The sequence below is a fragment of the Acidocella sp. MX-AZ02 genome (assembly GCF_000306035.1).
In the GTDB taxonomy this organism is placed as follows: Bacteria; Pseudomonadota; Alphaproteobacteria; order Acetobacterales; family Acetobacteraceae; genus Acidocella; species Acidocella facilis.
Genome location: NZ_JH976207.1, coordinates 1,662,845 through 1,672,990, shown reverse-complemented (window position 1 = coordinate 1,672,990; position 10,146 = coordinate 1,662,845). Strand labels below are relative to the sequence as shown.

Genomic DNA, 10,146 nt, shown 5'->3' with positions numbered 1-10,146 from the left:
ACTTGCGGCACCCGGACTTCCGGCGCATCCGCGACGAGGTGCGGCGCCTGGCCAAGATTCCAACCTGCATCGGTTGGGGGCCACCAAGACCATCGCCAAGTTGGCGAACAGGGTTGCCAAGGAGCGGCCTTCAATGGAGGGTCTCTTTGAGCTTCGCAGTGCTGGGGTGTGGGCTGCTTTTTATGCCGATACCCCAATCGAAACAGTTTGGGGCATCGGCGGTCAGTCTGCGCTGAAGCTGAAGTGGCTTGGTGTCGCTACCATCGCGGATTTTGTTGCTCTCGACGCCCAGAAGGTGAGGGACGCCCTGACTCAGCTAAAACAGCTTGCTGGCGTGAAGTCTTACGGTCTGAGTGAAAATGTTGGTTAAGGGTTTTAGTTCCGGCATAAGGTATGGCTTGCGGCGTTGAAGCGTGGAATTGTGGCGGCATGTGATATCAAAATGACTGGGGCTTGTTAATTATCGCTGGAATGAAAAGTCATGCCCTTGGTTGTCGCTTTCGACACAAAAATCTCTGCCTCTGTCAGATTCAAGCGAGGCAAAGTTGATGCAGAATAATTCCTCTTTACCGTCCACCATTCCTGACTTCCTCCATTATTGGGGTAAATCCAAGGAAGTGGATGGGGCACTGACCTGGCACATAGAGTGATGCTGCCGCGTCAATCTAAACACACATTATTCTAACCCGGAGCAGCCAAGCTTAGGGCTACCTCGGCGCGAATCAGAGCGGCGGCAACGTCGGCAGGGGGCGGGCGATCTGTCACCAGCGCGTCCAGCTCGTCCAGCCCACAGAGCAGCACCGGTTCCGACAGGCTGAATTTCGAATGATCGGCCAGCAGCACCACCTGGTCCGCCGCCTGCATCAACGCCCGTTTGGTCGGGCGTTCGATATCCGCCTTTACATACACGCCGCGCGCATCCACCGAGGCGGCACCGAGAAAGAAGCTGCGCACCCGCAGCCTTGAGGCGGCTTCCACCGAAAGCGGGCCGACCAGCGCGGCACTGTCCGGCAGCAAATCCCCGCCCAGCATCACCAGCCGATACCCCGTCTGCTCCATCAAGGCCGCCATCACCGGGACAGAATGGCTGACGATGCTACCGGTAAAATCCGCGGGCAGATGCTCGAGGAGATGCAAGGTGGTCGTACCGGCATCGATGGCGATGCTGTCCTCCCGGCCGATCCGCCCCGCCGCGACCCGGGCGATGGCCTGCTTGGCGGCGGCGGCGGCCTGGCGGCGCTGGGCAAAGCCGGTTTGCGCCGGCGGCGCCAGCAGCTTCACCCCGCCATGCAGCGCCGCCACCCGCCCGGCCTGGGCCAGGCGTTGCACATCGCGCCGCGCCGTCATTGGCGAAACCCCCAACGCGGCCGCCAGATCGGCAATGGAAATGAACCCGGCCTGCGCGATGCGCGCGAACACCATCTCCAGCCGCCCGGCGGCGGCGCCATAGGTCAATGACGGCGCCTGCGCCGCTTTCTCGGACATGAGCAATCCTTAAATCCCCAACAAGACCATTTACAACCATCCATGATTTAGATAATTTACTACCATAATTGGTAATTATTTACCAAACTCAAAAATAACAAGTGTCCGAGGGAATGTTGATCGAAACCCAAACCGTAAAGCCGGCTGTCTTTGTCGGCCTCGCCTCCTGGGACATGATCGCTCTGCTACCGGGCTTTCCGGCGCCGGACGGGCGGCTGGTCGCGGAGTGCATCGTCGAGGCCGGGGGTGGGCCCGCCGCCACCGCCGCCGTTGCCTGCGCCAGACTCGGCGTGCCCGCCTGCTTTATCGGCGCGGTCGGAGATGATGTGTATGGAGACCGAATTCTGGCGGCGCTGCGGGCGGAAACCGTGGATGTCTCCGGCGTGGTGCGTGTGCTCAACACCGCCTCCTGCGCTGCCTTGGTGTTGGCGGACCGCACCCAGGCCACCCGCGCCCTCTGCCCCACTTTGCCGCCGGATTTCACCCTGACGGCCGGCAGCCTCCAGGCGCGGATGATCACCCAGGCGGCGCTGATCCATGCCGACCAGATCGGCTATGGCAAGCTCGCCGCATTGGGCGCCGCGTTGCCGCCGCTCTCCATCGATGCCGGCAACCCGATCCCCGATCTCGACCATCGCGCCGCCCGGCTGTTCGTGCCCACCATTGCCCGGCTGGAGGCGATGTTCGGCCCGGCCGACCCAGCCACGCTGCTGCGCCGCGCGGCCGGCGCGGATTGGGTGGTGGCGACCGCCGGCGCCGCCGGCGCCTACGCGCTGGACCGCACCAGGGAGCGGCTCTGGCATGTGCCGGCCTTCCTGCCCGCGCCATGCCTCTCCACGCTGGGCGCTGGGGATGTGTTCCACGGTGCCCTGGTGGCGGGCTGGATGCGCGGCATGGGCTGTGCCGAGGCCACCGCCTATGCCGGCATCACCGCCGCGCTCTCCTGCCGGGGCATCGATGGGCGGTCCGCCATTCCCGACCACGATACCGTGATGCGCGCCTTGCCCGCGCAACGCGCTTTGACCAACGACATAACGGAGCTTTCCCATGCAGCAGATTGAAGACCGCCCCCGCGCCGGGCTCGCCAGCCTCGCCCGCCCCTCCGGCGCCTTCGCGATGCTCGCCATCGACCAACGCGAGGCGCTGCGCGCGATGCTGGCCGCGCATCAGAGCGGCCCGGTGAGCGACCAGCAGGTCACCGATTTCAAACTCGAAGTCACCCGCGCCCTGACCCCGCACGCCTCGGCGATTTTGCTGGATAAGCAGTTCGTCTGGGACCAGGCGGTGGCACAAAAGGCGGTGGCCCCCTCCTGCGCGCTGATCGCGGCGGCGGATCTGTTCATTCCGAGCCCGGATGCGTTTGTCGACAAGGTCGAGATCGACCCGGCGGTGGTCGCGGCCGAAGTCATGGCCGATGGCGCCACGGCGCTGAAGCTGCTGGTGATCTGGCGCCAGGACGAAGCCGCGGAAACCCGCATCGAAATGACCCGCCGCTTCGTTGCGCAATGCAAAGATGCCGGCCTGGTCAGCATCATCGAGCCGGTGGCGAAGCCGCCGCGCGGCGCTGTGCCCTATGACTGGAATGCAGGCGTGCTCGAAGCCGCCAAGGAGTTGGGCGGGCTGGGCGCGGATCTCTACAAGGCCGAGGTGCCGCTGCATGGCCGCGGCAGCGAGGCGGCGCTGCGCTCTGCCTGCGCCGCGCTGACCAAAGCCATCTCATCCCCCTGGGTGGTGCTCTCCTCCGGCGTCGAGCCGGATGAATTCCCCCGTGCGGTGGAGCTGGCCTGCAAGGAAGGCGCTTCCGGCTTCCTGGCCGGGCGCGCGGTGTGGAAGCCGGTGATCGGCCAGCCGAACCTCAAGGCCGCCCTGGCCGGCGAGGCGACGGACCGGCTGAAGCGCCTGTGCGAGGTCGCGGACCGCGCGGTGCAAGGCTGACCCCATGACCGCCCTGCCCAACCGCATCCAGGCGATCGAGTTCCCGGCGCTGGGCGAGGTCAGTCTGATCTCGCACCCTTTCCCGCCCGCGCCCGGGCCGGACGAGGTGCTGCTGCGCCCGGATTATCTGGGCATCTGCGGCACCGATCTGCACGTGCTGCACGGCAAGCACCCCTGGGTGCGCCCGCCGGTGCGGACCGGGCATGAGGTGGTGGCGCGCGTGGTCGCGGTGGGGGCGGCGGTGACGCGGTTTCGCCCTGGCCAGCGTGTCGTCGTCAACCCGTTGCTGGCCTGCGGCATCTGCCGTGCCTGTCAGGCAGGCCGGCCCAACCATTGCGAATCGGCGAAGGTGCTGGGCTTTCGCCTGCCTGGTTTGGGCAGCACCTATCTCAACGCCCCGGCGGCACAATTACACGCGGTGCCGGACGGGCTGGCGCCGACCCTGGCGGCGCTGGCGGAGCCGCTGGCCGTGGGCATCCATGCCGTCGGCCGGGCGCGGGACCTGCACAAGGTGCTGATCATCGGCGGCGGCACCATCGGGCTGTGCGTGCTGCTGGCGGCGCGTCTGGCCGGGGCCGGGCCGATCGACATTGTCGAGCCCGTCGCCGCCAAGCGCGCGCTGGCGCTGCGGCTCGGCGCCAACGCCGCTCACGCGCCCGAGGCGCTCTCCGGGCTTGGCGGCTATAGCGCGGTGTTCGACTGCGTGGCCGCGCAGGCGACCCTGGATGAAGCCTGCCGTGCCACCGCCGGGGGCGGGACGATGGTGGTGGTCGGCGTGGCTGATGCCGCCCGGGCTTTGCCGTTGCCCCGGCTGCAGCGTTTCGAAATCGACGTGCTGGGCAGCGGCATGTATGTGCCCGCCGATATCGACGCTGCCATCGCCGCGCTGGCGGCGGGCGAGATCGCGGCCGGGGCGCTGATCAGCGCCATCCGACCTCTGGCCGAAGCCAAGGACGCCTATGAACAAGCCGGCCAGCGCGACAGCGTGAAAGTGTTGATCGACATGGGCTGACCACCCGATCCAAAAACCGGAGGAAACAACAATGACAAATAGCAGCACCCAGGCTGCCCCGAGAAGCCCGATGGGCAAGGTGGCGATTGCCAGCTTCATCGGCGCCCTGCTCGAATGGTATGATTTCTTCATTTTCGGCACCGCCGCGGCCATCGCCTTCGGGCCGATCTTCTTTTCCAATGCCGGCAAGCTGAACGGCATCATGGGCTCCTTTGCGATTTTCGGCGTCGGCTTCCTGGCGCGGCCGCTGGGGGGCATCGTCTTCGGCCATATCGGCGACCGGATCGGGCGCAAGGCCAGCCTGATCGCCACATTGGTGATCATCGGGCTCGGCACCTTCCTGATCGGCGTGCTGCCGACTTATGCGCAGATCGGCATCGGCGCGCCGATGCTGCTGCTGGCGCTGCGGCTGGTGCAGGGCTTCGGGCTGGGCGGCGAATATGCCGGCGCGGCGCTGATGACGATCGAGCACGCGCCGGCCAACCGCCGTGGCTTCTGGGGCGGGGTGCCGCAATCCGCCGCCTCGGCGGGCATTCTGCTCGCCACCGGGATTTTCGCGCTGCTGGGCGGGCTGTCCAAGGACCAGTTCCTGCAATGGGGCTGGCGCATTCCGTTTCTGATCAGCGGGCTGTTCACCTTCATCGGGCTGTTCATCCGCGTCAGCCTGATGGAGACGCCGGATTTCCGGGCGATGCTGGCCAAGGGCAAGCCGCAGCGCACGCCGCTGGGCGCGCTTTTGCGCAACCATGCCGGCAACACCGCCCTGGCCACCGGCGCGCGGCTGGCGGAGACGATCTCCTCCAACATCATCAACGCCTTTGGCATTGCCTATATCGTCAATGATCTGGGCATGAACCGCTCGACCGGGCTGCATGCGATGATGGTGGCCTCGCTCATCGGCATTTTTCTGTGTCCGCTGTTCGGCGGGCTCTCGGACCGGTTCGGGCGGCGCAGCGTCTATCTGGCCGGGGCCGGGTTCATGGCCTTGTTCAGCTATCCGTTCTTTCTGCTGCTGGGCACCAAATCCGTCGCCATCATCTGGCTGGCCTTCATCCTCGCCTATAATCTCGGACCGACGCTGATGTTCGCTGTCGAGGCCACTTTTTTCACGGAACTCTTCAGCCCCGGCACGCGCTATACCGGGCTGTCGCTGGCTTATCAGATCTCGGCGATCGCGGGTGGCTTCATGCCGCTGATCGGCACCTGGCTGATCAAGGCGGATGGCGGCCAGCCCTGGGCGATTGCGGCCTTCCTGGCCGGGATTTGCGTGCTTTCTTTCATCTGCGCGGCGGCGGCGAAGCGACTGGCAGGGCAGGAGGAGATAGCGGCACAGCAGCGCAGCGAAGCCTGGCAGGCCTCTTCGCGCTGAATTGCGACAGTTTGGGGCTGTCCCAGATAACTTTCCAGCTTATACCTTCAACGCCTTGAAGGATCAGCATTATTTCGATCATTGCAGGGTTTCGCCTTTTGCCCGTGGCGTCAAGGGCGCGCGGCTTCGCCGCGCGTCGCCGAAGGCGAGTAAACCCCTTGACGCCACGGGCAAAAGGCGAAGAGACTCGGGATCGACATAATGGTCAGATGAATGAAGATCTGGGACAGAACCAAAGTTTTTGGTGGGGTGTTGTTGAACAAATCCTCCACCGCTTTTGTCAGCTGGCGCCACGCCTCGAAGAGTTCGCAGCCGAGATCCATGGTATCCTGACCACCGCCGCGAACGAGGGGGTGACGCCAATCCACCCCAAGGCCATGCCGGTGATCCTGATCGCACCGGACGCGTGGGATGTCTGGCTGTCAGCGCCCTGGGCAATGGCCAAGGATCTGCACGGGCCGGCGGGGTACGCGAAAATTCACTTTAAAGTTGTTGCTGGAATGGATATTTTACCGTCCCTGTCCACGAGGGGGAACCAAGATGGCACGCTATGACCGTGACTACAGCGTTACCGAGATCAAAACGATGATCGCCATTTCCGAACGTAAACCGCATCCGTATAATCCCGGCAATGTCGGCCATGCGTTCCGGGACCATCACGGCATTAGCGATAGCGACCTGATCGCGAAGAACAAATCCGCTTTCATCATCTCCCAGCAGACCAACGCCACGGGCACTTATCTCGACCCGGCGATGATCGGGCAGACGTGGCGGATGAAAATACGCACGGTCTCCGACCAGCCCTTCGTGGTGGCGAAGATCCTGAATTCGCCGTTCGGTCAGGCGGCGTTGAAATTGCTGAATGTGGCCATGGGGGCGCGCATGACCATCCACGCCAACCCAGTTTCCGGCCCAGGCGGAAACTTCAATATCCGTGTGAAGTCAGGCGGGGCAGTGGATGCTTCTGGCCAAGTTAAGCATGTCGTGCTGGTCGTGGATAATGGCGGCCGCGATTCCGGCAAGGATTATTTGCATTTCGTGACGGCCTATCCGACCAATGGTGCGAATTATAAATTCAAATTCGGCCCGCAAGTTCCAAGAACACGCCCTGGCGTTGAGTTCTATACAGAGAATGGCCGAAAATCGCTGTATCTCTGGAGCTCCGATAATCAGGAGGCCGATGGCCAGTTGAACCTGCTGCTCTTGGCCTGACGCCGGACAGGACAGACCAGCTTCTACCGCCGGCAGTAAAAGGCACGCGGTCTCATCCGCATAAGGCCAATCCCCCGGTGCGGGGGAGGCATCCTGTCTTCTGCCGTTGCCCAAGGCGGTCGACGATGACGTGGGCCATTTCAGCTTTTTAGATCAGAGACGCTCCAGAAAGCTACGCGCGCTGTCGCGGATCGCGGCCAAGGCCGGGCTGGGCATGGTGTTGAGGGTCTTATACGCCAGGCCCAGCCGGGCATTGCCGCCCAGCTTGTCGCGGTGGCGGTCGAGGAAGGCCCAATAGAGATAATTGAACGGGCAGGCCTCCGGGCCGGTTTTCTGCGCCACGTTGAAGCTGCAATGGCCGCAATAATCCGACATGCGGTTGATATAGGCCCCGCCCGCCGCATAAGGCTTGCTGGCCAGCAGCCCGCCATCGGCGAACAGGATCATGCCGGTGACATTGGGCATCTCCACCCATTCATAGGCATCCGCATAGACCAGCAGATACCATTCATTCACCTCCGCCGGGTCGAGCCCGGCGAGCAGGGCGAAATTGCCCAGCACCATCAGCCGCTGGATATGGTGGGCATAAGCATGGTCGCGGGTGGTGCGGACACATTGCCGCAGGCAGTTCATCTCGGTGCCGGCATCCCAGTAGAAGCTGGGCAGGGGCCGGGTGGCGCCGAGCGCGTTCTGCGCCGCGTAATCAGGCATTTTCAGCCAATAGAGCCCGCGCACATATTCGCGCCAGCCGAGGATCTGGCGGATGAAGCCCTCGGCGGCGTTCAGCGGCACGTCGCCGGCGCGCCAGGCGCGCTCGGCGGCGGCGATGCATTCGCCCGGCAGCAGCAGCCCGCAATTCAGATAGAGGCTGAGATGCGAGTGAAACAGCCAGGGTTCGTTCTGGCGCATCGCATCCTGGTAATCGCCGAAGCTGGCCAGGCGCTGGGTGATGAAGCGCGCCAGCGCCGCCTGCGCCCCGGCGCGGGTGACGGCGTAGGAGAATCCCTTCAATTCGCCGAAATGCTCCGGAAATTCCGCCGCCACCAGATCCAGAACCTCCTGCGTCACCGCATCCGGGGCTTGCGTGTAGGTGAGCGGGATTTTCTTCTGGGGCGGCAGCGGGTGGCGGTTCTCGCTGTCGAAATTCCAGCGCCCGCCGGCCGGCTCATCCCCCTCCATCAGGATATTCAGCCGGCGGCGCAGCAGCCGGTAGAAGAATTCCATCCGCAATTGCGTGCGGCCCTGCGCCCACTCGGCAAAGACGCTGAGCGGGGCGAGGAAGCGTGTATCTTCCAGGATCTCGGCGCCCAGCCCCTCCAGCATCTGTTTCACCCGCCATTCGCCAGGCCAGGTGGCGATGATCCGCTCGGCCTTATGCCGGTGCAGCGCGCGGCGCAGCTCGCCCTCGAAGCTGTGGGTATTGCCCTCATCCTGAAGCGCCACATAATCGACCCGATAGCCCTGCTCGCGCAGCGCCGCGGCGAAATGCCGCATCGCCGAAAACAGGAAGGCGATTTTCATCTTGTGATGGCGCGGGGTTGTGGCCTCGCCACGCACCTCCATCATCAACACGACATCCTTGGCCTTGTCGCACTGGGCAAGGCTGGCGAGCCCCAGGCTGAGCTGGTCGCCGAGGACGGGAAAAAGCCGGGTCATATATTTGTTACGGCAAGGCGGGGCGATCGGATCACCGGTTGGCGACCATAATTGGCGCGTTTTTGCTCCATGCTTTGGCCCCAATTCGGCGCTTGAACCGCCCGCGCGTCGATGAAGGAGAACAGCGTGCGGGCGTTTGAATGGGTCGGGCTGGTGGTGGTGCTGGTTTTGGCGGCGGGGGCCTTGTCGCTGTTTGGCGTGCATCTGCTCGGATGGCTCGATCACGGCGTCCCCGGCCGGGTGGCTGCCCTGGGCGGCCAGCCGGAGATCGGGTTCGGAAATTTTGCCCGTGGCCTGCTGATGTAGGCCGGCGCGGCGTTCATCGATGCCTCCGGCCCCCGCTATTTCCTCGCGGTAATGTCGGGGGCATACTGCGCGGGCTATCTGTTTCGATCTCAGATTTGGGTGCGCAGCCTTGTCCAATAAAAATCGGCACCTGCCGCCGCCACAAGCCAATGCGGCACCGCCCGTCGCGGCGGTGAAGAGCGGGCGGGGCTGGCTGAAGCCCGCCATGATCGCGGCGTTTGTGCCGTTCAGTCTCGTTTGTGCCGCCGCGTATTTGCAGCGCGCGCAAAGCGTGCAGAACCGGCTGCTGGCGTCGGGCTATTCGCCTTATCCCGGCGGCAATGACAGTGATCTGGACCTGTTCTGGAAACACGGGCCGGGCCATGTCCTGACGATCGCCGGCGCGGACCAGACCGGCCTAGGAACGGTGATTTTCTCGGTCGCGTTCACGCTCTATTTCACTTTGGTTGCCTGGGTCCTGCGCGGGACCTTCATGCCCTATCTCGTGGCCGTCGCGGTGGTCGTTTTGAATGTGCTCTGCACCGGGGCGTTTCTGGCGCCGCCGGACGTCGCCCTGAGGGTCTCCGTCAATCAGGATCGTGGTGTGATCAGCGACGGATCGACGCCGGTGGCGCTATGCGATGTGCGCGCGCTGAGCGTCGAGGAGCGGGATGCGGTGCGCGGCGGGGCGAGCTACTGGATAGTCGGGCATCTGCGGACGGGCGGGACGGTCGATCTGTCAGTCTTCGACAACCCGGCCATCGCCGCGGACGTGCTTGCCTCTCTGCAGACCGCCATGCAGGCGAAATCCTGCCTCTGATCCTGGCTTGGGCAAGGCGGCGAATGAATGCCGCAAGGCTGGTGATCCGCGTTTTGAGGGAAGTGGTGGAAGGGGTTGGATTCGAACCAACGTAGGCGCACGCCAACGGATTTACAGTCCGTCCCCTTTAGCCACTCGGGCACCCTTCCACGTGGGGCGCGTCTTGCAACGGTTGGCATCGGTTGTCAACGCATGGGGGTGGAGATAGTGAGGGGCATGGTTCAAAAACGCCCCCCGCATGGAAAAAACGCTCCCCGTCAACGTTCAGCTGGCGAGGCGCGGGGATCGCGTCCCGACGACTCGCGGAAAAAAGAGCCGCGTCAGGGCGCGCCGCGCCAGGAGCAGCCCCGTCAGGACGGCCAGTTCCGCCAG

General features: G+C 64.3%; 10 protein-coding genes, 1 tRNA gene and 1 pseudogene. 9 read left to right on the top strand and 3 right to left on the bottom strand.

Features of this window, described 5'->3' with window-relative positions:
• Positions 1 to 370, top strand: a pseudogene (locus MXAZACID_RS19710) (hypothetical protein); the annotation flags it as partial.
• A 311-nt stretch (positions 371 to 681) separates the two neighbouring features.
• Here MXAZACID_RS19710 and MXAZACID_RS08235 read toward each other — a convergent pair.
• Positions 682 to 1,485, bottom strand: a complete 804-nt coding sequence (locus MXAZACID_RS08235) for a DeoR/GlpR family DNA-binding transcription regulator (RefSeq protein ID WP_008493785.1) — start codon at positions 1,483 to 1,485, stop codon at positions 682 to 684.
• A gap of 113 nt (positions 1,486 to 1,598) precedes the next feature.
• Between MXAZACID_RS08235 and MXAZACID_RS08230 the strand changes: the two genes are divergently transcribed.
• The 6 genes from MXAZACID_RS08230 (at position 1,599) to MXAZACID_RS08205 (ending at position 7,013) form a co-directional block, all read left to right on the top strand.
• Positions 1,599 to 2,546 carry a carbohydrate kinase family protein gene (locus MXAZACID_RS08230; RefSeq protein WP_008493784.1) on the top strand — a complete coding sequence of 316 codons (948 nt, stop codon included), beginning with the start codon at positions 1,599 to 1,601 and terminating at the stop codon, positions 2,544 to 2,546.
• Positions 2,533 to 3,420, top strand: a complete 888-nt coding sequence (locus MXAZACID_RS08225) for an aldolase (protein WP_008493783.1) — start codon at positions 2,533 to 2,535, stop codon at positions 3,418 to 3,420. The genes MXAZACID_RS08230 and MXAZACID_RS08225 overlap by 14 nt, the downstream gene beginning before the upstream one ends.
• A 4-nt stretch (positions 3,421 to 3,424) precedes the next feature.
• Positions 3,425 to 4,432, top strand: a complete 1,008-nt coding sequence (locus tag MXAZACID_RS08220) for a zinc-binding dehydrogenase (RefSeq protein WP_008493782.1) — start codon at positions 3,425 to 3,427, stop codon at positions 4,430 to 4,432.
• Positions 4,433 to 4,463: 31 nt separating this feature from the next.
• Positions 4,464 to 5,801, top strand: a complete 1,338-nt coding sequence (locus MXAZACID_RS08215) for an MFS transporter (protein WP_144052688.1) — start codon at positions 4,464 to 4,466, stop codon at positions 5,799 to 5,801.
• A gap of 209 nt (positions 5,802 to 6,010) precedes the next feature.
• A complete protein-coding gene (locus MXAZACID_RS08210; protein ID WP_008493780.1) occupies positions 6,011 to 6,355 on the top strand; it encodes a hypothetical protein in 345 nt (114 codons plus the stop codon).
• The gene (locus MXAZACID_RS08205; protein ID WP_008493778.1) at positions 6,342 to 7,013 is read left to right on the top strand and encodes a hypothetical protein; all 672 of its coding nucleotides are present in this window, start codon (positions 6,342 to 6,344) and stop codon (positions 7,011 to 7,013) included. Before MXAZACID_RS08210 ends, MXAZACID_RS08205 begins: the two co-directional genes overlap by 14 nt.
• Before the next feature lie 153 nt (positions 7,014 to 7,166).
• On the opposite strand, the gene MXAZACID_RS08200 is transcribed toward MXAZACID_RS08205, so the two are convergent.
• Complete coding sequence (locus MXAZACID_RS08200; RefSeq protein WP_008493777.1) at positions 7,167 to 8,669, bottom strand: cryptochrome/photolyase family protein; 1,503 nt, start codon at positions 8,667 to 8,669, stop codon at positions 7,167 to 7,169.
• Between the two features lie 111 nt (positions 8,670 to 8,780).
• Here MXAZACID_RS08200 and MXAZACID_RS08195 point away from each other — a divergent pair, with 111 nt between their 5' ends.
• Both MXAZACID_RS08195 and MXAZACID_RS08190 read left to right on the top strand, forming a co-directional pair.
• Positions 8,781 to 8,975: a hypothetical protein gene (locus tag MXAZACID_RS08195; RefSeq protein ID WP_008493775.1), complete on the top strand. Its 195-nt coding sequence runs from the start codon at positions 8,781 to 8,783 to the stop codon at positions 8,973 to 8,975.
• A gap of 205 nt (positions 8,976 to 9,180) precedes the next feature.
• A complete protein-coding gene (locus tag MXAZACID_RS08190; RefSeq protein WP_168118406.1) occupies positions 9,181 to 9,774 on the top strand; it encodes a hypothetical protein in 594 nt (197 codons plus the stop codon).
• 63 nt (positions 9,775 to 9,837) lie between these two features.
• Here the strand turns inward: MXAZACID_RS08190 and MXAZACID_RS08185 are convergent.
• Positions 9,838 to 9,923, bottom strand: a tRNA-Tyr gene (locus tag MXAZACID_RS08185).
• Positions 9,924 to 10,146: the final 223 nt, after the last annotated feature.

Coding starts and splice junctions, on each gene's coding strand:
- MXAZACID_RS08230 (WP_008493784.1), top strand. CDS start 1,599: ATGTTGATCGAAACCCAAACCGTAAAGCCGGCTGTCTTTGTCGGCCTC.
- MXAZACID_RS08215 (WP_144052688.1), top strand. CDS start 4,464: ATGACAAATAGCAGCACCCAGGCTGCCCCGAGAAGCCCGATGGGCAAG.
- MXAZACID_RS08220 (WP_008493782.1), top strand. CDS start 3,425: ATGACCGCCCTGCCCAACCGCATCCAGGCGATCGAGTTCCCGGCGCTG.
- MXAZACID_RS08190 (WP_168118406.1), top strand. CDS start 9,181: ATGATCGCGGCGTTTGTGCCGTTCAGTCTCGTTTGTGCCGCCGCGTAT.
- MXAZACID_RS08205 (WP_008493778.1), top strand. CDS start 6,342: ATGGCACGCTATGACCGTGACTACAGCGTTACCGAGATCAAAACGATG.
- MXAZACID_RS08235 (WP_008493785.1), bottom strand. CDS start 1,485: ATGTCCGAGAAAGCGGCGCAGGCGCCGTCATTGACCTATGGCGCCGCC.
- MXAZACID_RS08195 (WP_008493775.1), top strand. CDS start 8,781: ATGAAGGAGAACAGCGTGCGGGCGTTTGAATGGGTCGGGCTGGTGGTG.
- MXAZACID_RS08200 (WP_008493777.1), bottom strand. CDS start 8,669: ATGACCCGGCTTTTTCCCGTCCTCGGCGACCAGCTCAGCCTGGGGCTC.
- MXAZACID_RS08210 (WP_008493780.1), top strand. CDS start 6,011: ATGAATGAAGATCTGGGACAGAACCAAAGTTTTTGGTGGGGTGTTGTT.
- MXAZACID_RS08225 (WP_008493783.1), top strand. CDS start 2,533: ATGCAGCAGATTGAAGACCGCCCCCGCGCCGGGCTCGCCAGCCTCGCC.